Annotated in this window: 24 protein-coding genes and 1 pseudogene; 17 read left to right on the forward strand and 8 right to left on the reverse strand. The window is 52.9% G+C overall.

The window, feature by feature from the left end; all coding sequences use genetic code 11:
• Positions 1–245: 245 nt before the first annotated feature.
• Entirely contained in the window at positions 246–581 is a 336-nt protein-coding gene (locus tag ACQ4WP_RS27240) for an FKBP-type peptidyl-prolyl cis-trans isomerase (RefSeq protein WP_436526133.1), read from the forward strand.
• Positions 582–597: 16 nt separating this feature from the next.
• Here the strand turns inward: ACQ4WP_RS27240 and ACQ4WP_RS27245 are convergent, their stop codons facing one another.
• Together ACQ4WP_RS27245 and ACQ4WP_RS27250 are read right to left on the reverse strand one after the other, a co-directional pair.
• Positions 598–1,074, reverse strand: a complete 477-nt coding sequence (locus tag ACQ4WP_RS27245; RefSeq protein WP_436526135.1) for a DUF2726 domain-containing protein — start codon at positions 1,072–1,074, stop codon at positions 598–600.
• A 97-nt stretch (positions 1,075–1,171) separates the two neighbouring features.
• Positions 1,172–1,885 carry a YjjG family noncanonical pyrimidine nucleotidase gene (locus ACQ4WP_RS27250; protein WP_436526137.1) on the reverse strand — a complete coding sequence of 238 codons (714 nt, stop codon included), beginning with the start codon at positions 1,883–1,885 and terminating at the stop codon, positions 1,172–1,174.
• Between the two features lie 131 nt (positions 1,886–2,016).
• Here ACQ4WP_RS27250 and ACQ4WP_RS27255 point away from each other — a divergent pair, with 131 nt between their 5' ends.
• Positions 2,017–2,742: a pyridoxine 5'-phosphate synthase gene (locus ACQ4WP_RS27255; RefSeq protein WP_436526139.1), complete on the forward strand. Its 726-nt coding sequence runs from the start codon at positions 2,017–2,019 to the stop codon at positions 2,740–2,742.
• Positions 2,730–2,999, forward strand: coding sequence for a hypothetical protein (locus ACQ4WP_RS27260; RefSeq protein ID WP_436526141.1), 270 nt, complete (start codon positions 2,730–2,732; stop codon positions 2,997–2,999). Before ACQ4WP_RS27255 ends, ACQ4WP_RS27260 begins: the two co-directional genes overlap by 13 nt.
• Here the strand turns inward: ACQ4WP_RS27260 and ACQ4WP_RS27265 are convergent.
• Genes ACQ4WP_RS27265 through ACQ4WP_RS27275 form a run of 3 tightly spaced genes read right to left on the reverse strand, consistent with a single transcriptional unit; the run spans position 2,987 to position 4,370 of the window.
• A complete protein-coding gene (locus ACQ4WP_RS27265; protein WP_436526143.1) occupies positions 2,987–3,388 on the reverse strand; it encodes an STY0301 family protein in 402 nt (133 codons plus the stop codon). The two genes, ACQ4WP_RS27260 and ACQ4WP_RS27265, sit on opposite strands and share 13 nt — an antisense overlap.
• Complete coding sequence (locus ACQ4WP_RS27270; RefSeq protein ID WP_436526145.1) at positions 3,385–3,840, reverse strand: BPSL0067 family protein; 456 nt, start codon at positions 3,838–3,840, stop codon at positions 3,385–3,387. Before ACQ4WP_RS27270 ends, ACQ4WP_RS27265 begins: the two co-directional genes overlap by 4 nt.
• 38 nt (positions 3,841–3,878) lie before the next feature.
• A complete protein-coding gene (locus tag ACQ4WP_RS27275) occupies positions 3,879–4,370 on the reverse strand; it encodes a DUF4265 domain-containing protein (protein WP_436526147.1) in 492 nt (163 codons plus the stop codon).
• 121 nt (positions 4,371–4,491) lie between these two features.
• Between ACQ4WP_RS27275 and ACQ4WP_RS27280 the strand changes: the two genes are divergently transcribed.
• Positions 4,492–4,923 carry a GFA family protein gene (locus ACQ4WP_RS27280; RefSeq protein WP_436526149.1) on the forward strand — a complete coding sequence of 144 codons (432 nt, stop codon included), beginning with the start codon at positions 4,492–4,494 and terminating at the stop codon, positions 4,921–4,923.
• A 48-nt stretch (positions 4,924–4,971) separates the two neighbouring features.
• Here the strand turns inward: ACQ4WP_RS27280 and ACQ4WP_RS27285 are convergent, their stop codons facing one another.
• Positions 4,972–5,691: a Crp/Fnr family transcriptional regulator gene (locus ACQ4WP_RS27285; RefSeq protein ID WP_035828139.1), complete on the reverse strand. Its 720-nt coding sequence runs from the start codon at positions 5,689–5,691 to the stop codon at positions 4,972–4,974.
• 548 nt (positions 5,692–6,239) lie between these two features.
• Between ACQ4WP_RS27285 and ACQ4WP_RS27290 the strand changes: the two genes are divergently transcribed.
• Positions 6,240–7,895 (forward strand): methyl-accepting chemotaxis protein, encoded by a 1,656-nt coding sequence (locus ACQ4WP_RS27290; RefSeq protein ID WP_436526151.1) that lies wholly within the window; start codon positions 6,240–6,242, stop codon positions 7,893–7,895.
• Between the two features lie 8 nt (positions 7,896–7,903).
• Here the strand turns inward: ACQ4WP_RS27290 and ACQ4WP_RS27295 are convergent, their stop codons facing one another.
• The gene (locus tag ACQ4WP_RS27295; RefSeq protein ID WP_436526153.1) at positions 7,904–8,167 is read right to left on the reverse strand and encodes an oxidoreductase-like domain-containing protein; all 264 of its coding nucleotides are present in this window, start codon (positions 8,165–8,167) and stop codon (positions 7,904–7,906) included.
• A gap of 318 nt (positions 8,168–8,485) precedes the next feature.
• On the opposite strand from ACQ4WP_RS27295, the gene ACQ4WP_RS27300 reads away from it, so the two are divergent.
• From ACQ4WP_RS27300 to ACQ4WP_RS27350, 11 genes are all read left to right on the forward strand, one after another.
• Positions 8,486–10,012 carry a DEAD/DEAH box helicase gene (locus tag ACQ4WP_RS27300; protein ID WP_436526155.1) on the forward strand — a complete coding sequence of 509 codons (1,527 nt, stop codon included), beginning with the start codon at positions 8,486–8,488 and terminating at the stop codon, positions 10,010–10,012.
• 498 nt (positions 10,013–10,510) lie between these two features.
• Entirely contained in the window at positions 10,511–11,566 is a 1,056-nt protein-coding gene (locus ACQ4WP_RS27305) for a glycosyltransferase family 2 protein (protein ID WP_436526159.1), read from the forward strand.
• 266 nt (positions 11,567–11,832) lie between these two features.
• Entirely contained in the window at positions 11,833–12,075 is a 243-nt protein-coding gene (locus ACQ4WP_RS27310) for a sugar nucleotide-binding protein (RefSeq protein WP_436526161.1), read from the forward strand.
• Between the two features lie 391 nt (positions 12,076–12,466).
• Complete coding sequence (gene galE / locus ACQ4WP_RS27315; RefSeq protein WP_436526163.1) at positions 12,467–13,474, forward strand: UDP-glucose 4-epimerase GalE; 1,008 nt, start codon at positions 12,467–12,469, stop codon at positions 13,472–13,474.
• Positions 13,471–14,307, forward strand: a complete 837-nt coding sequence (locus ACQ4WP_RS27320; protein ID WP_436526165.1) for an ABC transporter permease — start codon at positions 13,471–13,473, stop codon at positions 14,305–14,307. The genes galE and ACQ4WP_RS27320 overlap by 4 nt, the downstream gene beginning before the upstream one ends.
• Positions 14,297–15,634, forward strand: a complete 1,338-nt coding sequence (locus ACQ4WP_RS27325) for an ABC transporter ATP-binding protein (protein WP_436526167.1) — start codon at positions 14,297–14,299, stop codon at positions 15,632–15,634. The genes ACQ4WP_RS27320 and ACQ4WP_RS27325 overlap by 11 nt, the downstream gene beginning before the upstream one ends.
• 10 nt (positions 15,635–15,644) lie before the next feature.
• Complete coding sequence (locus ACQ4WP_RS27330) at positions 15,645–16,928, forward strand: class I SAM-dependent methyltransferase (RefSeq protein ID WP_436526169.1); 1,284 nt, start codon at positions 15,645–15,647, stop codon at positions 16,926–16,928.
• Positions 16,929–18,998: a glycosyltransferase gene (locus ACQ4WP_RS27335; RefSeq protein ID WP_436526171.1), complete on the forward strand. Its 2,070-nt coding sequence runs from the start codon at positions 16,929–16,931 to the stop codon at positions 18,996–18,998. It begins immediately after the preceding gene.
• A gap of 64 nt (positions 18,999–19,062) precedes the next feature.
• A complete protein-coding gene (locus tag ACQ4WP_RS27340; RefSeq protein WP_436526173.1) occupies positions 19,063–20,343 on the forward strand; it encodes a hypothetical protein in 1,281 nt (426 codons plus the stop codon).
• Positions 20,340–21,539: a glycosyltransferase family 4 protein gene (locus ACQ4WP_RS27345; protein ID WP_436526175.1), complete on the forward strand. Its 1,200-nt coding sequence runs from the start codon at positions 20,340–20,342 to the stop codon at positions 21,537–21,539. Before ACQ4WP_RS27340 ends, ACQ4WP_RS27345 begins: the two co-directional genes overlap by 4 nt.
• Complete coding sequence (locus ACQ4WP_RS27350; protein ID WP_436526177.1) at positions 21,539–23,590, forward strand: hypothetical protein; 2,052 nt, start codon at positions 21,539–21,541, stop codon at positions 23,588–23,590. The genes ACQ4WP_RS27345 and ACQ4WP_RS27350 overlap by 1 nt, the downstream gene beginning before the upstream one ends.
• A gap of 102 nt (positions 23,591–23,692) precedes the next feature.
• On the opposite strand, the pseudogene ACQ4WP_RS27355 reads toward ACQ4WP_RS27350, so the two are convergent.
• Positions 23,693–24,073 (reverse strand): annotated as a pseudogene (locus ACQ4WP_RS27355) (hypothetical protein); the annotation flags it as partial.
• Positions 24,074–24,522: 449 nt separating this feature from the next.
• Here ACQ4WP_RS27355 and ACQ4WP_RS27360 point away from each other — a divergent pair.
• Complete coding sequence (locus tag ACQ4WP_RS27360; RefSeq protein WP_436526179.1) at positions 24,523–25,617, forward strand: MraY family glycosyltransferase; 1,095 nt, start codon at positions 24,523–24,525, stop codon at positions 25,615–25,617.
• Positions 25,618–25,820 lie beyond the last annotated feature (203 nt).

Raw genomic sequence — 25,820 nt, forward strand, 5'->3', positions numbered from 1 at the left:
CTGCTTGTACGTCATCTCGCCTTTTTCCACCTGCTCGACAACGCTCAATTTAAAAGCCAGACTGTAATCGCGCTGGCTGCGCCTAAACCCTTGTTCCATTTGACACTCCTTCTTTGCATCGAAAAAGTGTCAACTTATTCCAGGACGGGTCACAGCATCAAATGAAGCCCCGGCGGGCCACTGCCGGGGCTTTTTTCGTGCTGTCGTACAATCGCGGCATGGCGATTGATGAAGGATGAAACGAGATGACGGCTGAAGTGAAGATTGACGATATCGTGCTGGGCGATGGCAAGGCTGCTGCACGCGGCGCCCTGATCACGGCGCATTATCGGGGCTGGCTGGAAGATGGCACGGAGTTTGACGCGTCGCATCAGCGGGGCGAGCCCTTCCGCTGTGTGTTGAGCAATAACAAGGTGATCCAGGGCTGGATTCTGGGTTTGCACGGCATGCAGGTCGGTGGCAAGCGCAAGCTGTGGGTGCCGGCGGCGCTGGGGTATGGCGAGCGGCAGGTGGGTTTGATTCCGCCGAATTCCAATTTGATCTTCGAGATCGAGTTGCTGGAAGTGCTGACGCGCGATTGATGTTTGGATGGTGTAATCAGGCAGATACGACGCCGGCTCTTTTCATCAGCAGTTTTTCGACATCAGCGCGCAGCGCCTGCTGGGTAGGGACGTTTGCATAGCGCAAGGTCACGTAGCCGGCCAGCCTGAGCATGGCGTCGCGCTCTTTATCCTGGCGTTCGCGGCCGGCGTGGCTGCTGTCGTCGAGTTCGATCACGGCGAGGACATTCAGTTGCCGGCTGCAAAGGACAAAATCTGCCACCTTGCGGTCGAAACGGTTTCTGTTTGCCCATCCCTTCGCCGTCACCAGCGCGGAAAACGCCACTTGCGCCAGCACCGTGCATTCCGGCAAGGCCGTTTGCAGCAGGAGGTACATCTGTTGTTCGCGCGCCGTCATGACGGGTTTGCTTTGCAGCCGTAGCAGCCTGCGCGACTTACCAGTTTGGCGCTTGGCCAGCATGGCAAAGCACAGGATCAAGGCCGCGATGGCGAGCAGGACGATGAAGGGAGGCATGGGCTGGCACCAGGATGGACGAGTCCTGATGGTACGCGAGTAGCGACGTGTTTGCGTGCCGCTGCCAGCGTATTTCAGGTGGTGCGCTTGTGGAAGATCAAGCCTGTTTCAGCTTGATCGGCATCACGTCCAGCGCTGGCACGATATCATGCAGGCTGGCCACTTCAAAGGTGGGGATGGCGGCCGAGGTATTGGCCATGCTGTCCGGGTTGAACCAGCAACTGTCGATGCCGTAGCGGTTGGCGCCGAGGATGTCGGCGTCCAGCCGGTCGCCGATGATGACGGATGTGTCCTTGCGGAACGCGCGCGCCATGTTGGCGGCGTATTCGAAGAAGCGCACGTCCGGCTTGGCGTGGCCGCACGCTTCGGAGGTGGCGACGAAGGAAATGTAGTCGCTCAGGCCGGAGGCGGCGATGCGGCGGTTCTGGATGGATTCGACGCCGTTGGTGATGATGCCCACTTCGCCGATACGCGACAGCGTTTCGCACACTTGCTTGGCGCCATCGATGAGCACGACCGTGTCCGGCAGCGAGTCCAGATACAGGCCGCTGGCCAGTTCCGCGTCGATGGCGATGCCGTTCAGTGCAAACGTCTTGCGGAAGCGTTCTACCTTCAGAAAATCCTTGCTCACCTCGCCCGTTTCGAAACGTTTCCACAGGTCGACGTTGATCGCCTGGTACTGGGTGAACAGCGCGTCGATGCCGTCGCGCAAGCCCAGCTCGTGCATGGTGTGCAGGAAGGAGCGTTTTTCGGACGCCCTGAAATCGAGCAGGGTATCGTCCAGGTCAAACAGGAATAAGTTGTATTTCATGGCATGTTGTTGAAAGCGTGGAAATCTATCTTGTATCGTAGCACGTAGCGATGAGTTCGGTTGGCCATCCCCCGAGCGGGCGATCCGCTACAATCGCTGCCAGACTCGTTACCTTTATTCCATTCCCTTTCATGACCCAGCTCTCCGTCAACGTCAATAAAATCGCCCTGCTGCGCAATTCGCGCGGCCGCAATTTCCCGGACCTGCTCGCGTTTTCCGCGCGCTTTCTCGACCTGGGCGCCGCCGGCATCACCTTGCACCCGCGCCCGGACCAGCGCCATGCGCGCTACGACGATGTTGCTCCGCTGCAGCGCCTGTGCGCGGAGCGGGGATGCGAGCTGAATGTGGAGGGGTATCCGGCGGCGGAATTTCTGCAGGCCGTGAAAAGCGCGTGCCCGGCGCAATGTACCCTGGTGCCCGATATGCCGGGCCAGCTGACCTCCGACCACGGCTGGGATATTGAAAAGCATGCTGCGCTGTTGCGTCCCGCCATTGCGCAATTGAACGACCTGGGTATCCGCGTCAGTCTGTTTGTCGATGCCGACTACCCGGCGCTGGAATGGGCGCGCGAGGTGGGGGCAGCGCGCGTTGAACTGTACACGGAGCGGTTTGCCGAGAGTCATGGCAGCGCGCAGGCCGATGCCGTATTTGAAACGTATTTGCAGGCGGCGCGGCGGGCACAGGCGTTGGGCCTGGGCGTGAATGCAGGGCACGACCTTGATTTGCACAACCTGGCGCGCTTCCTGGACATACCCGGCATCCTGGAAGTGTCGATCGGCCACGCGCTCGTGGTCGAGTGCATCGAGCTGGGCATGGAAAAGGTGCTTGGCAGCTACCTTGAGATATGTCAATCGTAGGATTTTTGGGCGATGACGCCGGCCGGCCACTGCAGCCTGAGTGGGACTGGCCCTTCTTCGATGCCGATTTTTTCGTGTCGGCAGAGATGCTGGCGCAGGTGCAGGCGTTGACGCCCGATGCGGCGGCGCAGCTGTGGACGCGCCATGTGTCGGCCCATCCCGATGAAACGCACCCCATGCAGCTGCGCGAGGGGCGCTGCCTGCAGCCAACGGTATCCGCTCCGCTGAATGCCTGCCGAGTTGCCTATTCGCACTGAAACCTGATTATTTTCGTTCGCTGTTTAACGGCTGCGACACACTGTTTGACTTTTGGCAAAGCCATGCGCAGGTAGCGCTCGGTACCGGTATACAGGCAGTCCACCTGAAACAGATATTGAGGTGCATCAAAATTGATGTCCCAGCGTTGATACAAGGTGCCGGCGCGTGTCCATTCCCTGACCGGGGCCAGGACAGGCAAGGCTTCACCGTCGGCCGGAGGCTGATCCGCTGGATACGATAGCACGCGCACGCTGTCGAGCCTGGCGGCTGGCAGGTTCCAGGTCGATGGGGCTGCTTGCGGGCACGAAACGGAGGCAACGGGGGCTGCTGCAGCTGGCCGCATCGCCGCGGCAGCGATGACCAATGCCAGCAGTGCGAGCGGATTCATTCCACCACCGAATAGAGTTCGGGGCGATTCGATGCCCCGGCCGCCGAACGGCCAAAGTGAATCACGCGGGCACTGGGTTTGTGGTTACGCCACTGGTCGAAAATTTCAATGCCGCCAGGCACCTGGCGGATGAACAGCGCCGCATGGTTGCCTTGCCGCAGATTCTGATAGCGGCCGTTGACGAAGCTGGCAATCACCGTGCCTTTCGCGATGCCACCTTTTTCCAGCAGGTCCGGCACTTTGTCTCCTTCGCGCCAAAGCGATGAGGCGCGGGCGCCAGTGAGGTGTCTGACCAGGCTAACGCACTCGCCATTTCCCACGATTTCTTTTTGCTTTGCATAGTCGGCGCGCGCAATGTAGGGCATATCGTTTTTCTCTGTGGTTGACGATAGAGAGAGCGTACGCAGGGTGCGGGCAAGCAGCTTGATGTGTGCCAGAGCAATACGGAGCATTGACATATATCATGGCCCTGCCTGGCGCACGGGCATGCTTACATATCTACCCACCAGTTGAGCAAGGTTTCATCATCGTCATCATCGAGGTTGACGTAAATATTGGTGAAGTACCATTCTACGCCCGTCGCTGTGCGGAAGGCGTCGAAGGGACCGTTGACGTTGTAGATGCCGTGGTGTCCCGGCACGCTGAAGGTAAGATTACCCTTGTACTGGCCGTCCATGGTGCCGCCCAGCTGGTTTTGCACGTCGCGCTCGAGCTGGTCCACTGCTTCTTGCGGCACGTCGTCGGCGTAGATCTGGATGCAGAAGTTGCCTCCGCGCTTTAATACTTCGGCGGGGGCGAGCGGGTCGGCGATGCTGACGATGTCGCCGCGCGCCAGGTTCAGGGTCAGGCCGGGCGAGGCCAGCAGTTCGTAGACGTGCTCGTCAATCTGGCGTGCCGGCAGGGTTTCATACACGGGCCCCTTGGTGTTTTCGCCTGCCAGTACGCGGATGTGCGGCAAGCCTTCGCAATTGATGTCTTCCATTCATTCTTTCATAGTGCCGGCGCCATGCGCTCCACGCCGCGCCAGGTAAGGGTTTATGGCAATATTGTACCGGGTACCTGCCAGCTGGCGGGGTACGCAATGCTGTAAACGAGGAGATGCAATGGAGAAACTGGTGCAGGCAGGCGGCTGTTTATGTGGCGCGGTGCGCTTCGAAGTGACCGGCGAGGGCAGCAATCCGCACAGCTGCTCATGCCGCAATTGCCAGCAGCACACGGGCGCGCCGACGGTGGCGTGGGTGGAGTTTGCGCGCGATCAAGTGCGCTGGACGGGCACGGCCGGTGCACCGGCCACCTACCGTTCGTCCGAGTACTCCAGCCGGGCCTTTTGCGCCGCTTGCGGCAGTTCCATCGGCGCCATCGACGATGCGCCCACGGTAGCCTTGCTGGTGGGCAGTTTTGATGATCCTGCCCAGACCGCCTTTACGCCCGAATACCACTCGTTTGAAGATCGCAAGCCGCACTGGTGGTTAGCCGCCACTGCCGCTGCTGATGAGGGGCGTCTGGTTTGCAGCAGAATTAGCGCCCCGGAATGAAAAAAGCACGCCGAAGCGTGCTCGCGCTGATTAATTAGCGCTGATTAGTTAGTTATGTGCGCTGATGCCGCTGCGAAACTGCTCGAAACCGGCACGGGCTGCCTTGTAGCAATTGCCGGCGGCTGCTTCCAAGCCTTCGCGGTCCAGCACTTCGACCGTGCCGCGGCGGTACTGGATCAAGCCTTCGTCCTGCAGCTTGCGGGCCGTGACGGTAACGCTTTCTCGGCGCACGCCCAGCATGTTGGCCATGGTGTCTTGCGTGACCTTCAGCTCGTTCGACAGGGAACGGTCAAGGCGGTCCAGCAACCAGCGGCACAGTTTCTGTTCGATGCTGCAATGACGGCCGCCAACTACGTTCTGTGCCATTTGCGCAAACATGGCGCTGGTGTAGCGCATCAGTAATTGCGCCAGCGCACCGCCCTCATTGAACACTTCACGCAGGAAGGCAGTTTTCAAGCGGTAGCCGTAGCCAGCCGTCTGCACGATGGCGGTGCAGGTGGCGCGCTCGGCTTCGTACAGCACTACGCCAGCGACGCCTTCGCGGCCGATGACGGCGATTTCGGTGGTAGCGCCGTCTTCCATCACATACAGCAGGGAAACGATGGCATTGGTGGGGAAATACGTGTATTCAATCTTGCCGCCGCAATCGAACAAGTGCTTGCCGGCAGGCAACGCGACCAGTTCCAACTGGCAAAACAGGCGCTCCAGGTCGGCGCGCGACAAGGCGCGCAGCAATTCGTTCTGTTGGGCGCCCGTGATGCTGATCATGGGCGTTGCCGGCGCGGCTTGCCAGTCGTGCTGGGCGGCGTGGCTATTCGTTGCTGGGGTCAGGTTGCTATAAGCTTTGTACATGGTAGGGCCTCGTCTTCTGATTTTGTTGGATGGCGCTGCTTTTCTGGCTTGCTAGCGTTGTGCTGAATCTTGTATCCACTATAGGACCAGGGGACGCGGGCGGGCATCGGATGAGCCGACGTGCTTATGTAGGCTAGGAACATTGCCTCGTGTCATCCGACTCCTACGCCTGCTTTTGCATTTGTCCCTGTGGAAATAGCGGTGCCAGGGTAAAAATGCGACACGCTGCCCGCTACACGCGAACTTTGGCCGCTGGCAGCGGCCAAATCACTCTGCGTGGCAGTACGACGGTGATAAAATGTTGCCTTGTGGAAATTTGATGCGCGTTTCGATAGGAGCTGCTGCGCTTGCTCTTCAACCCAGGTCACTTCCGCTTCATCCTGCCCTCACTGCCCGCGCCGTGCATGTGCTGGCGCGCGTGCCTGTCTTGTCTCGTTTACCCGTTTAATGAAGGAAAGCAACGCATGAAATGGTTTTTTGATTTGAAAATTGCCACCAAGCTGATCTTGTCGTTTGGCGCCGTGCTGTTGTTGACGGCGGCGCTGGGCGTGTCAGCGATCTTTTCCATGGCGCGCATCAATACCGCGTCGACGGACCTGTCCACCAACTGGATGCCCAGCGTGCTGGCGGCCATGTCCATGCGCAGCGATGTCAGCGATTTCCGCCGCTGGGAACTGGCGCACATGCTGGCCGCGCAGGATGCCGACATGGCGCAGAACGAAACGCGCATGACGGAAACGCAGACCAAGCTGAAGGCCGATGGGGACAACTACCGCCGCCTGATTTCCGAACCGGGCGAGCAGGAAGTCTTCGAGCGCTTCCTGGCGCTCAACGATGAATTCATGCGCCTGCACGCAACCATGCTCAGCCTGTCGCGCGACATGAAGAAGGAAGAGGCGCGCGCGCTGGCCGTGGGGCCGTCGGCCAAGGTGCTGGCGCAGATGACGGAGGTGCTGGATAAGCTGGTGAGTATCAATGCCGATGGCGGCGTGCGTTCGAGCGCCAGCGCCGACGCAACGTATGCCGCGTCGCGCGCCAGCCTGATCGGGCTGGTGGTGGCCATCGTGGTGATCGGCATGCTGCTGGCCCTGTGGGTGGCGCGCAGCGTGGCGCGTCCGCTGATCGCAGCCGTTGGCGTGGCGCGCCAGGTGGCGGCCGGCGACTTGACGGCGCATATTGTTGTGCAATCGCAAGACGAAACAGGGCAATTGATGCAGGCCCTGAAAGACATGAATGCCAGCCTGCAGAACCTGGTGGGCCAGGTGCGCAGCGGCACCGATACCATCGCTACGGCATCGAGCCAGATTGCCGCCGGCAACCAGGATTTGTCGTCGCGCACGGAAGAGCAGGCCAGTTCGCTGGAAGAAACGGCTTCCTCGATGGAAGAGCTGACCTCGACCGTCAAGCAGAATGCGGACAATGCGCGCCAGGCCAACACCATGGCGTTGACCTCGTCGAGCATCGCCATCGAGGGCGGCAAGGTCGTCAGCGAAGTGGTGGGCACGATGGCGTCGATCAATGCCTCGTCGCGCAAGATCGTCGACATCATCGCCGTCATCGACGGCATTGCTTTCCAAACCAATATCCTGGCCCTGAATGCCGCTGTCGAGGCAGCGCGTGCGGGCGAGCAGGGGCGCGGCTTTGCCGTCGTCGCCACCGAAGTACGCAACCTGGCGCAACGCTCGGCCGCGGCGGCCAAGGATATCAAGGTATTGATCGGTGATTCGGTCGAGAAAGTCGAGGCGGGATCCGTACTGGTGGACCAGGCGGGCCGCACGATGGATGACATCGTTGCCAGCATCACCCGCGTGACGGACATCATGAGCGAGATCACTGCCGCCAGCAGCGAGCAGAGCGCCGGTATCGAGCAAGTTAACCAGGCCATCGCCCAGATGGATCAGGTGACGCAGCAAAATGCGGCCCTGGTGGAAGAGGCGGCCGCGGCAGCCGAATCGATGCAGGAGCAAGCGGCCAGCCTGAGCGCCGTGGTCAGCATCTTCAAGCTCGACGTTGCCAGCGCCGCCGTGAGTCGGCAGCGCGCGCCAGTCAAGGTTTTCAAGGCACCGGCACCGCCTCAATTGGCCAGCACGGCGCCAGTGGATGAGTGGGAAAGCTTTTAATTAAGAAATTAAGCGCGCTTGCGCGGTGTTTTGATGCCTTGGGTGGCAGGCGCGGCAGCGGCTTGCTGGCGCTGTTGCCACGCCCTCAGGCCCTCTTCGTAGGCGGCCAGGTCTTCCTGGTACATTTCCAGTATGCAAAAGGTACAACCGCTGTGGCAACACTCATCATTGCCCGGCTTGCTGGGCGCTTGCGGTTGTGGATCGTGGGATAAAGGCGGGGTGGGCATGGTGAGGGCAGGCGACGGCGGAGCTGGCATCGGAGCTGGCATCATACGGCATTCCGGCGTGCCGTTGCTGGAACGCTTTTTGCTCAAAAATCACGGTTTCCGTGTACAGTTGCGGTGAATTAGGGTATCGTTTACAGCACTGATATTGTATCTTCTGCGCGCGATGTTCCGCCGGCGCGATCTCCGCCGCCATCGCAGCACATCTCTTCGACGCTCCCGCATACGCCATACAGCATGTCCCGGAGCACGGAGGTGCCGCAAGAACAATGATCCATGGCTTGCAAGACGGAGCTGCCTGCGCCCCGAAATGTTGTTTATTGAGAAAGCATGGCTTCCGCAGTGCGGAGGCACACCAGAAAATTTATGTCTGAAACCGAATCGACTCCTACGCCCAGCCCGGCGATTGCCCCTGAAGCGGCGCCTGCACCTGCCGCATCCGCTGCCCCCACCCTGACTTTTGCCGACTTTGGCCTTGCGCCTGAAATTCAGCGCGCACTGACCGATCAGGGCTACACCCATCCGACACCGATCCAGGAACAAGCGATCCCCGTGGTGCTGCAAGGCCGCGATGTGATGGGTGCCGCGCAAACGGGTACTGGCAAGACGGCCGGTTTTTCCTTGCCGATCATCCAGTTGCTGCTGGCGCATGCCAGCAGCAGCATGTCGCCGGCACGCCACCCGGTGCGCGCGCTGATCCTGACGCCGACCCGTGAACTGGCGGTGCAGGTGGCGGAAAACGTCAAGGCCTATGCCAAGCACACGCCGTTGCGCTCGACTGTCGTTTTCGGCGGCATGGACATGAAGCCGCAAACCGTCCTCTTGCGCGGGGGCGTGGAAATCGTCATCGCCACGCCGGGCCGCTTGCTCGACCATATCGAGCAAAAGAACATCAGCCTGAGCCAGGTGCAGATGCTGGTCATGGATGAGGCGGACCGCATGCTGGACATGGGTTTTCTGCCGGACTTGCAGCGCATCATCAACTTGTTGCCGAAGCAGCGCCAGAACCTGATGTTCTCGGCCACGTTCTCGCCAGAAATCAAGAAGCTGGCCGCAACCTTCCTCAACGATCCGCTGACGATCGAAGTGGCGCGCAGCAACCAGACGGCCGACAAGGTCACGCAAGTGGTCTACAAGGTGACGGAAGACCAGAAACACGCCGTGGTGGCCCATTTGCTGCGCCAGCGCGATCTGAAACAGGTCATCATATTCTCGAATACCAAGATCGGCGCTTCGCGCCTGGCCCGCGTGCTGGAGCAGGAAGGCATGAGCGCCACGGCGATCCACGGCGACAAGAGCCAGCAGGAACGCATGGCGGCGCTGGAATCGTTCAAGAAGGGCGAGATCGATGTGCTGGTCGCTACCGACGTGGCGGCGCGCGGCCTGGATATTTCTGACTTGCCGTGTGTTATCAATTTCGATTTGCCGTACAACGCGGAAGACTATGTGCACCGCATCGGCCGTACGGGCCGCGCCGGCGCCTCGGGCGACGCCATTTCGATCTATGCGGATAAAGACGAGCGCTTGCTGGCCGATATCGAGAAACTCATCAAGCAAAGCATCAAGCGCGGCGAATTGACGGGCTTCAATCCCGCGCCCGCCCGCAGCAGCGACAGCGAGCGCCGCCCGCCGCGCCGGGCCGAAGGTAGCGAGGCGCGTCCCGCGCGCACACCCGAGAGCCGCCATGCTGGGGACGGCGACACGCGCTCCGTGAGCCGTCCGGCGGACCGCGCTAGCCGTCCATTTTCGCCTGGCCCGCGCCGCGACAAAGCGGATCCATGGTTCCTCAAGCCGTATGAGCCGGCAAAGACGGCTCCCGTGGCGGTAATGGATTCACCGGTGAGCAAGCCCAAGCAGAAGCTCGCTGCCTTACTGGGAGGTTCGTCGAAATAGTTTACCTGAGCGAAGTTTATTTCACTCCCGGTAGGAGGTGACATGGGGGCGTCCAGTCCCCATGTCTCAAACGCTTGAAAAATTTGCTGCGCGCCGCGATTTATTGTTGCGAATATTTATTGCGTGTCGGCACAGATCTTCTTCTTAGTTACAAATTATTGCTGCCTGCTATAATTTTTCCTGTAAGCCAATTTTCTATCCCTGCTTATAAAATTAGCATTTTATCATGCCCTATATCAATATTAACAATTAATAAATTCATGTATTTTTTGTTTAATTTAATTGTTTTTGTGATTTTTAAGTGCCAATCGCTTTTAATACGCAATATTATGCACAAGTATTAGAAAAATACGATTGATGTTGAAATTAGAAGAAAATCTTATTGTTACATAATGTTACCAGTTTGTTAAAAAGTTCGGACATCTGCGATACTTCCAGACTTAAAGTGCTCCGCACGTCGAAAGTGTTGGGAATGAAAAAAGGTGGAGACGAATACAAGTGAGCCAATTGAATAGAATAACAGCTAACGAGCCCAGCGATCTCCTCAAGGAGAGGCTGCTAGAAGGTGCGTCTGCACATCGGAAGGCGGGTGAGGTACAGTCTTCGAGTGCCAGCTATGCTGAGCCTGCGTGCGTAAGAAAGATTGCAATTCTACTATGCACTTACCATGGGCAACATTTTCTGGCCGATCAATTAGACTCCTTTGCCGCGCAAACCTATACGAACTGGGAAGTATGGGCCTCCGACGACGGTTCGCTTGATGATACGCATGCGATTCTCAAAGCGTACCAGCAGAAGTGGGGCAAGCAGCGCTTGTCCATGCATTCCGGGCCTGCGCAGGGCTTTGCAGCGAATTTTTTATCGCTCAGTTGCGATGTTGATATCGTCGCTGATTATTTCGCGTATTCAGACCAAGATGATATCTGGGAAGTGGATAAACTACAGCGTGCAGTGGAATGGCTGCGCAGCGTTCCTGCAGGCATTCCCGCATTGTACTGTTCCCGCGCCTTGTTGGTCGACATTGATAATCAGCCGATAGGCCTGTCACCATTGTTCAAGCGTATGCCGAATTTTTCCAATTCACTTATACAAAGTATTGGTGGCGGTAACACCATGGTATTTAATGATGCCGCTAGGGCGCTGTTGCGCAAGGCTGGAAAGGATGTGGTCATCGTGTCGCATGATTGCTGGGCTTATATGGTCGTTAGTGGCTGTGGTGGCAAAGTCTTTTATGATGCTTGTCCAACCGTCAGGTATCGTCAGCACGACGGTAATCTGGTTGGCACCAATATCAGCTATCAGGCGCGCTGGTCACGCCTGACGCGTCTTTGGAATGGCTGGTTCCGCAGCTGGAACGATCGCAATATCGAATCGCTTCAACGCCTGCAGAGCAGTTTGACGCCGGAAAACAAGCGCATTCTGGATGATTTCTCCATCGCCAGGCAAACCTGGTTCTTGCCCCGCCTTTGGTTATTCGCGCGTTCTGGTGTCCGTCGCCAAAGTATACTAGGTAATTTTGCTCTTTTTGTTGCGGCAGTTTTTAATAAAATATAATTATATGAGCGTGATCGTAACTGGGCAGCACAAAACTGGAAGGCGAGCAGGCTATTTTCGCGTCGACATACCGTCATTTGATTTTTTGTACCAGTTGAGTGTTTGCGGCGCGCGGCAATAATTTTTGCTACGATGCTGCACCTAGTCGTGGAGCTGGAGCGTTTGTCTGTGGTAGTTGATCAAATGGGGGGGGGGCACTGGCGCAGAACTGATCGCCGATGTCACTGCGCATGTGGTACAGGCGATTCCTGGCAGGCAGGATATTAGTGGCATGTATCATCTCGCTGCTGCAGGGAAAATGTCATGGCATGGTTGTCTGTTTCGTGATTGTTTGTACGTGCCAGACTAATGCTACTGATCCAGTGGAAAGCGTGACTTTTCCAACGCCCGCACTGCATCCGAAAAATTCCCGGCTGGCCTTGGACAAAGCACAGGGTTTCTTTCATTTTATTTTGCCACATTGGCAGATTGGTGTGGCCAAGATGTTGGCCGAATTTCCAGGAAAATAATCATCACTGAGTGCAAATGTATTGTTCCTGCTGCCGGCTTTACCACGCAGTTGTATTCGGGCTCGATGAAGATCAAGGGAACTGTCAACCAGAAAATATTGGATAACTTGGACTGATAAGAAAATCTGATTATCGCTGTAATTTTTTAATATGACATAGTTTTGGCCATGCCTATAAAATTGAAGATAAAATCGATACTTCATGGTGGCTATTTTTTAAAATACTTTTTCGCATGCACATAAATTTTAATGCGACTATGGAATTTTTAGATGAATTTTTTATCGACTTAGCACTAAACTAAATTAGCGTGAATTTTGATTTTATGCTGTTGTTTAATTTTAATTATTTTTTATTTTTTGGCCGTGTAAAGTAGTATATGTTAAGGAAAAAAATGATTTTAGTAACTGGTGGCGCAGGTTATATAGGCTCTCATACTTTTCTGGCGCTTTCTCAGGCTGGTTATCAACCTATTATTCTTGATAATTTTTGCAATAGTCGTCAAAGTGTACTGGCAAGACTTGCCGAGTTGAGTGGCGTGCTCCCAGAATTTATACTGGGTGATGTGCGCGATACAAAATTACTTGATGAAATATTTAAAAAGTACCCAGTCAAGTCAGTGATTCACTTTGCTGGATTAAAAGCAGTGGGAGAGTCGGTTGAAAAGCCGCTGGAGTACTACGACAATAATGTTCAGGGCACACTCAGTCTTCTTGATGCCATGCGTCGCGCTAACGTAAAGAGTTTGATCTTTTCATCTTCTGCGACCGTGTACGGCGATCCATCTGCGGTTCCTATTTCCGAAAGTTTTCCTTGTTCAGCCACTAATCCATATGGCCGCTCGAAATTGATGGTGGAAGAAATCCTAGCTGATATTTTCCTGGCCGAGCCTGACTGGAATTTGGTGCGTCTGCGCTACTTTAACCCCGTTGGTGCCCATCCAAGTGGCAAAATAGGCGAAGATCCTCAGGGTGTGCCAAACAATCTCTTGCCCTTCGTTTCTCAAGTCGCGATCGGGAAACGGGAATTTTTGCCTATTTTTGGGAATGATTATCCAACGCCGGACGGCACAGGCGTTCGTGATTACATTCATGTCATGGATTTGGCGGAGGGGCATGTCGCCGCTCTTAAATATTGTGAAAAGAATGGCGGCATGCTGACGGCAAATCTCGGAACGGGTCAAGGGTACTCTGTCTTGGAAATGATTGCTGCGTTTGAGAAGGCGAGTGGCCAGCAGATTCAGTATAAAATTGTCGCACGCCGCCCTGGCGATATTGCGGAATGTTGGGCGGATCCTGCGCATGCGGCGAAAGTGCTGGGATGGAGTGCAAAACGCGGTCTAGTGGAAATGTGTGCCGATAGTTGGCGGTGGCAGAAATTTAGTAAAGAAAGCATGCAATGAATCCGCACGCTAAGTACCGCACATCATTTAGCGAACTCATAGCGAGTTTTTGGCAGCATCGTAATTTGATCGTGCAAATGACCAAGCGAGAGATTCTCGGACGTTACAAGGGCTCGATTATGGGGCTTACATGGTCTTTTTTTAATCCAGTCTTGATGCTGACTGTGTATACTTTCTTTTTTTCGGTGGTATTCAAATCCCGTTGGACGGCAATTCCTGGCAGTGCCGAGAGCAAGGCTTCATTTGCGGTCATCCTGTTTGTGGGGATGATCGTGCATGGTTTTTTTGCTGAGGTGGTGAATCGAGGACCTAACATAATTTTGTCTAATGTGAACTATGTCAAGAAGGTGGTTTTTCCTTTGGAGATATTGCCATGGGTGAATGTTGCTTCCGCATTGTTTCACACACTCATAAGTTTGCTGGTACTGTTGGTAGTGCAGTTGGTGGTTAGCCAAAATTTCCAGTGGACGACGTTGTTCTTCCCTCTTATTTTATTGCCCTTAATTTTAGCATCGCTCGGATTTGCCTGGTTCCTGGCAGCCATGGGCGTATATGCGCGTGATATCGGACAGGTAACCGGTGTTTTTACATCGGTGTTAATGTTCCTTTCGCCGGTATTTTACCCAGTATCTACTTTGCAGCCAAAATATCAGATTTTTTTAAGGCTGAATCCTCTTACATTCATTATTGAAGAAGGACGCAATGCTCTGATTTATGGCATTCCACCAAATTTCACCAGTTGGTGTGTGGCGATGCTCTCGGGAGGTTTATTGGCATGGGCTGGTTTCTGGTGGTTCCAAAAGACAAGAAAGGGTTTTGCAGATGTCCTCTGATTTAGCAATTTCTGTTCGGGGGGTCTCAAAGGCATATCAGATTTACGATAAACCGACTGATCGTTTGAAACAGATGATTTTTGGCGCGCGCCGGAAATATCATGAAGAGTTTCTGGCCTTGCAGGACATTAATTTTGATGTTAAAAAAGGTGAAACGGTCGGTATCGTTGGCCGTAATGGCTCAGGAAAATCTACCTTGCTGCAAATTATTTGTGGAACGGTGACCCCTACTACTGGCAGCATAGAAAAACAAGGCCGCATATCGGCTTTGCTGGAGCTTGGTTCTGGGTTTAATGTCGAGTTTACTGGTCGTGAGAATGTCTATTTGAACGGTGCAATTCTTGGGTTGAGCAAGACTGATATTGATGAGCGCTTTGATCATATTGCTGCATTTGCCGATATTGGTGATTTCATCGATGGCCCGGTCAAGCACTATTCCAGCGGCATGTTCGCTCGCCTGGCGTTCTCTGTGGCTATTCACGTCGATCCTGATATTTTAATCGTTGATGAAATCCTGGCGGTCGGTGATGCTGCCTTTCAGCGTCGTTGTTTGGCCAAGTTTTATGAGATACGTGAAAAGGGATGTACGATCTTGTTCGTGTCACATGATCAATATCAGGTCAAGTCCGTTTGTCAAAGGGCCTTGTATCTGGATCGTGGCCGACAAAAATTGTTTGGTCCGGCTGGCCGCGTGATTGACCAATATGTCATTGATACGGAAAAAGCGATCGTCGAGTTTCAAACGGATAAACCATTGGCCGCTGTATCGACCGCAGCTCTTGAGGCCGCGGCGTCTGCTGTCGATCACAATGAACAGTTGCCAGACATCGCGGAAACGTTGCCTGTCGAGGTAGATGAAAAACAACTTGGTCAGACGGCGATACGCCCGGAGATGGATGCGCTCTATCGTATTACTGAGGTGAACTTGCTCGATACTGAAGGACAAAAGCTGGATGAGGTCGTATGTGGCCAAGATGTCTTCCTGCGTATGCGCTTTTGTGCAACTTCAGCGATGATACCGGCCAAGCTCAGTTTTGTTTTTAATTTGTATCGGCACGATGATTTCTATATCTGTGGCAGTACCACGGTCATGGATGGAATCTCACCTTATGAAGCTGGAAAATCCGGCGAGGTGATAATCAAGTTTCCTGCGTTGCCGTTGCTGGGCGGACTATATAAGTGGCGAGTTGCCATTAATGACCATGGCGGTTTTATTGTTCACGCCGAAGCTAAAGATGTCTGCAAGTTCCGTGTGGTTGATGATTTCAATGCTGTTGGCTTATTGAATTTACAGCGTGAATGGCAATCAGTACATATAGAAAAATGATGAGGGTAGAATGGAACGATTGAGTTTTGATAATGAAAATTCGTACGATGGCTTGGAGGCAACTATCCATGTGGCACGCTACTTACTAGCCAGTACACATTGCAAGGGCCGTCGCGTACTCGATATTGCATGCGGAGAAGGCTATGGCAGCCGCATGTTAAAAGAGTGGGGAGCTAGCGAGGTACTTGGTATTGATGTGTCACAAGAGGCCATTGAGCATGCCCGACATAACTTTGGCCGAGAAGGCGTTGAGTTCCATTGTTCTCCGGCAGAGGATTTACCTAAATTATTGGCAGGTCAGGGCTTTGATCTGATCGTTTCGTTGGAGACAATTGAGCATCTGCGGGAGCCAGAACGTTTCTTGGCAGACTTGCGTCAGGTGCTCAATCCGGGCGGTTGTATTATTATTAGTTGTCCTAATGACTGGTGGTATTTCCCATCGGAACAAGAAAAAAACCCTTATCACGTGCGGAAATACCATTTTGAAGAGTTCCGCTCACAAACGGAGGCTGTCTTGGGCGCGGCTTCGGTATGGTTGAATGGCGCGCCAACTTTCGGATTTTTAAATTCGATACGCGGTGCTTGCACAGGCGTTTCCGCCGACTCCAGCCAGTTGGAGATGCTAAAAGGCCAAAATATTGGACTGACTCGAGTATTGCCTGCTGAAATGAATGGCGGTCCCACAGATGAAAATGCCAGCTATTTCGTTGGTGTCTGGGGCGGGGACCCGGAAGCCTTATCGGGTACGGCCGCTCTGTTGCCGCTGTCGATGGATGCATTCAAAAAAGGAATTTTTCAGGGGCATTTTGTACCAAAGCAGGAGCAGCAGCACGAGAAGATTAAACAAGTAATCAAGTCTTTGGAGGAGAATTTATCTGCCGAAGTTACGCAACGTGATGATTTATTGAATCAACTGCGTGAATTGGAATTGTTGCAATACACTGGAACACGTGAAAATTATCGCTTTCAGGAGGCGCTAGACGATTTGAATTTACTTGCCAAGCGCCGTAATGAAGAAAGCACTTTACGCGACAATGAGATGCGTAGGCAGGGCCTCTTACGTCAGGCAGTTTTGGCAGAGAATGCGGAAATGCGTAATACCATCCATCAGTTGAAAATGCAATCAGCGCACCGTTTTGAGCAAACTTATCAATCTGATGAGTTGGATGCACTGAAATATAAAATGGCTGAATTGCAAGTTGGGCATGATCGCTATGTACGCCTAAGCCGTCTCTTGCCAGGGCGGTTGCGTCGCGGTGTGATGGCATTGAAAAAAATTATAAGAGGAAGTTAGATGAGTGAGCATGGATATATTGTCGGCTTGCAGAAAGGGGTATATTTATCCGATGCACGTCATGCCTTGTTGGCTAGCGATACCTGGCGTCCAGAAGGACCTAATATTGGTTTGCACGGACATAATCTGACTATCACTTTTCTTTCTCTGAATCGTGCCTCGCTTTCCGAACGGTTATTGCTTTCTATTACAAAACACTTGCCAGATTTTGCAGGAGAGGTGTTGATCATTGACAATGGTTCTGCTAGTCATGAGCTTGCTACCTTGCGTGATGTTTGTGCGCAGCAGCCGTATCGGTTCCGCATTGTCGAATTAGGCAAGAATTATGGTGTGTCAGGAGGCCGGAATCGGACCATTCCGCATGTTCGCACGGAATGGTTGATGTGCCTTGACAATGATATTTACTTCACGCGCAACCCATTGCCTCAGTTCCAGAAAGACTTAGCACAATTGGGTTGCCATTTTATGAGTTTGCCACTTCTTGATTCGGACGAGCAGCGGATTTTTGCCCGTGGTGGGCATCTGTATGTTAGCTTGGAGGAAGGTGAGTTGCATATCGGCGCTGGGAGCGCCTGTCGCCAGGAGGTACCGGAGTGCCAGGATGGCGATGCATTTGTATCGACCTTTTTATTTGGTGGTGCCTGCATTATCAAGCGCCAGACCTTCGAGCAGGTCGGTGCCTATGATGAAGCCATGTTCATTGGTTTTGAAGATATTGATTTTTCGATTCGACTTTTTCAACAAGGTTATAAAGTAGGATCGAGTGGCACTCTTGCTCTGGTACATGATCATCCGCAGCCTAGTTCCGAAGTGGACCGTGATTATGAAAAAGAGCGCTTTTCGAGAAACTTGTTGCGCGAGTCGGCTCTTCATATGGAGAGGAAACACGGTTTCCGTATCTGGAGCGACGCAGTAGACAGTTGGCTGGCGTCGCGTCATCGCGAATTGAGTCTGAACGCAGATGAGGTTTTTGTTGATCCGGTCGTCCACATTGCAAAGCATCCGGGAAAACCGCGTATTGCTTTGATCATTGATACGCATGGTTGGGCTTTTTCCAATATTGCACGGCAATTGGAGCGCAATTTGTCGGACCGCTACGACTTCACCATCATTCCGATGGATGTTGTGGACAATATTAATCAGGTGCTGCTTAGTGTAGCTGACTGTGATCTTGTGCATTTCTTCTGGCGCGAGCATTTACGCTTGATTGGTACCCCATACTACAGGGGCCAAGCGGAACTGATTTCCACTTCGTACGGGGACTTTGAACGGCGTTACGTATTCAGTAAGAAGATTACTACGAGTATCTATGATCACCTTTTACTCGATAAAACTTCGCTGGAAGAACGGAAGGTATTGTATGAATCCTTGCTCGCTGGATATAGCGTTGGCTCTAATAAATTGCAGGAGATCTATTTGAGCACGCCTGGTTATCCAGCCCCGTCCGCTGTACTGGAAGATGGCGTTGATCTCACGCTCTTTAAGCCCGATGCGCTGGAGCGCTTTGATTGCTTGCATGATCGCGAACTGGTAGTCGGCTGGGTGGGCAATAGCCAATGGGCTTCTGAAATCGAAGATTTCAAGGGCTTGCATACGATTCTTAAGCCTGCCATTGAGCGTTTGCGCGCCGAAGGCTTACCGATTCGCGCACATTTTGCAGACCGACAAGAGCAATTCATTCCGCATCAAGCGATGCCGGCATATTACGCGAGTATCGACGTGTATGTTTGCGCGTCGAAAATTGAAGGTACACCTAACCCAGTACTCGAATCCATGGCATGCGGTGTGCCTATCATTAGTACCGATGTGGGCATTGTTCCTCAAGCCTTTGGCCCCCTGCAAGCGGAGTTCATTCTTGCTGAGCGCACTGTCGATGCGGTTGCCGATGCCTTGCGCCGTCTCTTGCGTGAACCTGCTCTTTTAAAAGAGTTGTCGAAAGAGAATATGCGCATGATTGCCGAATGGGACTGGACGATCAAGGCGGAAAAATTTGCTGTTTTCTTTGATACATGCCTTTACGATGGGAATAGGGGGGAATGCCAGCCATCTCCATTGGTAAATCATGGCTAGTACATCAGGCAGGTAGTGGGCATTTGTAAAGTCGAGTAGTTGTTTTATTTTGAAATGGCAAGTAATGACGCAAGTAATACACAGTTTATTGGTACCGCAAGACAAAGAGGATGTTTTTCCTGAGTTGGCTCTAAGCCTGTTTACGGTAATTGATGCTTTATATAAAAAGTTAAAAAAAGCTTCGGTACGCGATATATATTTCTTGTCGCGCGAGGGGCAGCCCTTGATGCGCTTGTTTGAAATGTATCAGTTGTCGCATGGTGACGTGAACGCGCCAATTGTCTGCCATTACCTTGAGGTCTCGCGGCGCTCGACTTTCATGCCATCTCTGGTGAGTCTGGATCACGAGCAATTTGATACGCTGTTTCGCCAATATCGCGCTATCTCCGTGATGGAGTTTTTAAGTAGCTTGGGTCTCGAAGTCTATGCTACTCAGGTTGCACAGGTGCTTGGTGTCAGTGTCGACGCACTGAAAGTGCGGGAGGCGGATCTGCCTACGTCAGCAGTCTATCGCGCCTTGCTGGGCAACCCATGGTTTTGTCAGTTGTATGAAACTGAGCGGATATCGCGGCGCTTGGCATTTATCGACTATCTCACTGATTTGTCGGGTGGAACCTTGCCGGCGACCTTGCACCTCGTCGATGTAGGCTGGAAAGGAACGATTCAGGACAATCTTTACCGTTTGTTGTGTGATGCGACTTCCACATCAGTTCAGAGCATTGATGGTTACTATGTTGGCCTGGTTGGTATGGGTGCCGCCAATGGTAGCAGTCGAAAGCATGGTTTGTTGTTTTCGTGCTCGGGCGAACGGTCAGCGCACTTCCATATTTTCAATGAAAATCGAGCCTTGTTTGAAGTCATACTTGCTGCTGACCACGGCTCTGTAGCGCGTTACGTGCATACAGAACGTGGCTTGGCGCAACCTGTCCGGAGCGATTTTGAAGAAGAGGATATGGTTAGGCAATTTATTTTTCCGCTACAAGCCAAGCTATTTGAGCGCTTTGACGCCCTGTGCCGGCATTTTGCCAATTGCGATCATGATGTATCCAGGTTGTTGCATTTGACAGCGCGCTGCCACGCACGGATGGTATTCATGCCCACGTCGGATGAGATGAACTGGTTCTCGACTGTTTTTCATGTTGAGAATTTCGGGGTATTTGAGAGTTCAAGATTCAACAGTACTGCTCCGTCAACGTGGCTTGATCGCTTGCGCTTTACAGCACGGCTGATGCGTCGTCATCCCGGCATGATGCTGGGTTTTTGGCCTTGGCTGTCCATCCGTCGGCAGGCTTTGCCGGGCGTGGCTTATGCCTATCGTCGTTTTCGCAGCGGGGGACTGGTATGAGCGAAATCTGTTTTCTGGTCGGCTCGGTCAGCATCAGTGGTGGCACGTATGTGATTTTCCAACATGCGCACTACCTGCAGGAGCAGGGTTTCAAGGTAACACTGGCGGTCCAGGAGGCTTTTAGTCCCGCAACATATGCATGGCATCCGCACGCGAGCAAGTTGACGCTCATTAATTTTGAAGACGCCAAGCAACGGTCTTTTGGTTTGGTCATCGCCACTTGGTGGAAAACGGCTCTTGAATTGGCGCAATTCAATGCGGAAAAATATGCGTATTTTGTCCAATCCATCGAATCGCGCTTTTATCCTGAACACGAGCAGCCTTTGCGCCGCCTGGTGGACGCTACGTATCAATTTGGTGTTGCATATGTCACCGAGGTTGACTGGATCAGGCAGCATTTATCCGACCAGCACGGACAGCATTCGGCATTGGTACGCAATGGCATACGCAAGGATCTTTATAGTCCCGGTGCCGCTACGTTGCCGGATGACCAGGAATTACGCGTTCTGGTTGAAGGGCCATTTCGGGTAAAGTTCAAGAATGTTGGTACCACCATTCAATTGGTTAAGAAAGCCAAGGTGCGTGATATCACTTTGCTGACCAGTTCCCCTGTTAGTTGGATTCCAGGCGTGCGCCGTATCCATTCACGTGTTCCCATCACGACTGTGCCAAGTATCTATCAGGCTTGCGATGTATTGGTGAAGCTAAGCAGTGTTGAAGGCATGTTTGGCCCGCCATTGGAAATGTTTCATTGTGGTGGAACAGCCGTGGTCTATGACGTGAGCGGCTATGATGAGTACATCCGTCATGAAAGCAATGCGCTGGTGGCATCCATGGGGGATGAGGAGCAGGTCGTAGAACACATCCAGCGACTGATGCGTGACCGTGATTTGTTGCGTGAACTGCGGCGCAATGCTGCCCTTACAGCTCAGGCATGGCCATCGTGGGAGGAGTCCTCCGCGCTGTTTCACGAGTGGGTTGCCGCGACCCTGAATCAAGCTGGGCATGACCGTGCAGCAATTGAAGCAATGACCGCAGCAGCTTGGCGCGACTATGTAAGAGATGAAGAGCGCCGCCTGAGTGGCTTGCCGAAACCCTTTGTCCGTAACAAAATCATGGCGCTCATGCGGCGCCTGCCTGCGCCCGTCTTGAAATTCATCGAAAATTCAACCGCCGTTTATGAGGTTTTACGCTAATGGGGACCAGTTATCAACTGCGTACGGTGGACGTATGGGACACCTTGATACGGCGTCACTGTCATCCCGAGTGCATCAAGCTCTCGCTTGCGCAGCATGTTTATTTGCGCTTTCAAAAAGTCTTGTGCGAAACCTTTACCGATCCGCAGAGTTTATATCTAGAACGTATTGCGGTCGAAGCCGCGCTTGCGGGCGTTGCACGTTCTGAAGGGAAAGATGACGAGTACGAGCTTGAGGCCGTCCTTGCCGACTGGCTAGCTAGAATTTTTGTTGTTGGTAGCTGCCCTCCCGGGTTGCATATGGAATTGGCGGAAGTCGAGTTTTCTCTGGAGTGTGAGCGTTCGTTCCCCGATGAGGAAATTGCCGCAGTACTGGCACAATATCCCGCCCAGAAAACCGTATTCTTGTCGGATTTTTACATGGATGCGGGTCGCTTGCAGCGCCTGCTGAAGCACCATGGGCTGCAGGATGTTGTCAGCTCCGGGATCAGTTCATGCGATGTCGGCCTCAACAAGCGTTCAGGGCGTTTATTTCCTCATGTTCAGACCTTCTACAACATTAAACCAGCCGAGCACGTTCATATCGGCGACAACCTCCATTCGGATGTCGCCATGCCAGCACAGCACGGCATTACCTCGGTGAGTTTCTTGCCACAGGCAGGCCATGATAGACGGGAGAAGAGTGAGAGCTTGTTTTCCAGTCGTAGCGATTTGTTCACTTTCTTGCGGCAGATGACCTTGGCTGAGGCGCAGAAAGAATATGCCGCCGACAATGCGTTCCTGTATGGCGTGCAGGCGGCCCCTCTGTTTATCGGTTTTTCCCTGTTTATTGCTGAATCGAGCGTAAGCGACAATGTCAAGCGCGTGTACTTTCAGACGCGCGAAGGAGAATTCTTCCTCCGCGTGTACCAGGCCATGTTTCCAGACATGATGCTTGCGGGTATTGCTCTGCCACCAGCCACGCTGCTGGAGGTGAGCCGTCTGTCGACCTTTGCCGCTTCCTTATATGCCAGTTCCAGTGAAGAACTCCAGCGCGTATGGCGACTGGTGCAACGACAATCGATGGATGCCCTGTTTCAAACGTTGGGACTATCCATTGATAGGCATCTTGATACTCTGCGTCGTTGTGGCTTGACGCCAGAAGAGGTGATAGACGCTCCTGGAAGCGACAGGCGGGTACAGCAATTATTGGCAGATGCTGAGTTTTCTCAAGCGCTTCTTGCCCATGCTCAGCAGAAGCGTACCGTATTGCAGGAATACTTGAAACAAGAAGGGCTACTAGACGCGGGATCGGCAGGCCTGGTCGACATCGGCTGGCGCGGCACCATACAGGATAACATTGCCTTGGTTGCTCCGCAGGTGCACTTGAGTGGCTATTACCTGGGCTTGCAGCGGTATTTGAATCCCCAGCCAGCATCGGTTAGCAAGGCTGCGTTCGGTCCCAATGCGAATGTGGATATTGCATCAATTGAGTTGATTGATGCTGTCGCGCCGTTGGAAATTATTTGCAATTCAGATCAAGGCAGTGTGGAAGGATACGTGCGTACGGACTGCGGCATTGAGGCTATGCGTACTGTGAATCTGGAAGAAAACCGGACGTATGAGCAATTTTCGGACAGTTTTCAACGTGGGGTTATATTTGCGGCTCAAAAATGGCAGCCCTACATCAGGAACTATGCCGTTGCGGCTGAAGACCTGCAAAAAGTTGCACTGCGTACGTGGGAAGCGTTGTGCGAGAACTCGTCGACAGAAATGGTCAGTGCATGTTTAGCTGCGCCTCAGAATGACATATTTGGGTTTGGTGACTTTTTCGACAAACGGGATGTGCCCTCGTTGCATGACATTGCGTTTGGTATTTTTCAAGGCTCAAAACGGCGTAACGTGATTCAGTATATCAAGCGTTCGCAGTGGCCCGCCTCTGTTCGAACACGGAAGGATATTGGAGGATTTCACCGTGCGGTCATCCTTTCTCTATTCTTTTTTGCCCGGAAATACAAAAATATTCGTCTCAGATATATTTATTTCAAGTCATATGTCAGAACAAAAAAATAGTGAAATAGGCTGTCGTCTTATATCCCAGGGCCGGAGCATCAAATTTCGCCGAGCGGCTGCAATCCAAGCAAATCGAATAGGTAATCCACCCGAGTTCGACAGTTAATCGCGTAAGTACTTGATTTGTAAGTATACAAAACGCTCCACTAAAAAATTGTTAATTACATTTTTTAGTGTCGGTTTTTTGATGCTCCATGCAGCCAAGATGTCGATCTGCTCCTTGTTGACGGTCGATAGCCCGGCAGCGGGTTGGGCTCCGTTCACGGAGACGCTGTGGTGCTGAATACGACGCAGTTTGGCCAGCGCGCGCTCGGGCGTGGCGTGCAAAGGGGGGCGCATGACGCGGTACAGAGTCAGCGCGATGAAGCAGATGGTCGCATGCACGCGTATGCGATCAGGCAAGCGACGGTAGATCGGTCCGATTTCGGACTTGAGAACCCGGAAACCGCGCTCGATGTCGGCTAATGATTTATACCGTTCTACGCCATGGTGAGACTCCGGGTGTGAATGGCATCCATGGTACATGTCACTGTTTCTGTGTCATTAAATAAGTTATTCCTTGATGTATTAAATGTTAAAAGCTGTTAGCGATCATGGACGCCTTTGCTACTATCTGCAGCTCAAGTACCAGCCTCGGCGAATGTCGGCACGAATTTGTTGTCATACGAATAATGATTTGTATGTTTTCCCCGGTGTGGACCCCGCATACATGCAGGCGGGGCAAGGCGGGCGATCTCCAATCCCCGGTGCCTCAATACATGGCATTGTTGGATATCTGTACCGGCAGGCTGTGCATGCCAGCATGTTGAAATAGGGATTTATTGGTAATTTCAGTACAATGTCATTTACTGCCGTATAGCGTAATTTTCTCGTATTTTTCACCTTATCGATGGCTTTTTAGTGGCGAGCCCGATTTTTTATTGATAATAAAAATGTTTTCTTTTATCGTGAGCTTTGTCGCATCCGCATTATTGACCCTGTTGATTATAAAACAGGTGAGATTGCATAGTGCGGCACTCGATTCGGATTTTCATGGTGTCCAAAAAGTTCATTCGCATTCGGTGGCGCGTATAGGCGGATTGTCGATTTTCCTGGCGGTGGTGCTCAGTGCCCTCGTGTCGATCTGGCGTTTGCCGGCCATGACTTACTGGATGCTGTCTTTGCTATTGTGTTCAGGCATCGCCTTTGCCGGCGGTATTGTCGAAGATTTCACGGGCAAGGTCAGTCCCATCGGCCGCTTGCTGCTGACCATGGCGGGCGCCCTGCTGGCGTATTTCCTGATTGATGCGCGGATCGACCGCATTGACTGGGTATTTTCCAGTTGGGCGATTCCCTTTATTTGGCTGAGCTTGCCAATTACGGTGCTGGCCGTGGCCGGTATTGCCAATGCCATCAATATTATCGACGGTTTCAATGGCTTGGCCAGCGTGGTGTCCATCTGCATGTTGCTGTCACTCGCCTATGTTGCCTTGCAGGTCAATGACTCTTTTATCCTGGTATCTGCCTTGCTGGTGGCAGGGGCGATTACAGGTTTCCTGATCTGGAATTATCCCGTCGGGTTGATTTTTCTCGGCGATGGCGGAGCGTATTTTATTGGTTTCATGCTGGGCGAACTGACCTTGCTGCTGGTGATGCGCAACTCGGAAGTGTCGACCTGGTATGCCGTCCTATTGCTTATCTATCCTGTGTTTGAAACACTGTTTTCCGCTTATCGACGTGCATTCATTCAGGGGAAATCAGCGGTGATGCCTGACGGTATCCATTTGCATAGCCTGATTTTCCGTCGCATCGTGCAGTGGACCGTGGGGCGCAAGGAGGCGCGTGCATTGATGCGCCGTAATTCCATGACATCGCCGTATTTATGGCTGTTTTCTCTGATGGCCGTGATCCCTGCGACTATGCTTTGGCGCCATACCTGGTTATTGATTTGTTGCTCCCTATTATTCATAATATCGTATATCTGGTTATATTTCCGTATCATCCGATTCAAGTCGCCACGCTGGATGATTATGAATAAGAAGAAATAATTTCAATCGAATATATTTTTGATATTTTTATTAAATATTGTAAATATGTGACTGTTTAGCTGTTTAGATGTCTGGAGTCGTGTGATTATGTGTCTGGAGTCGTGTGATTATGTACCCTTTCGTAGCTGGCCGCTATTCAAAGCCAGACACGTTTTGCGTACACTGTTGCACAACCTTAATCAGCCGCCATCTCATGACTCAAG

Source organism: Janthinobacterium lyxosi (assembly GCF_051380665.1).
Taxonomy (GTDB): domain Bacteria; phylum Pseudomonadota; class Gammaproteobacteria; order Burkholderiales; family Burkholderiaceae_D; genus Janthinobacterium.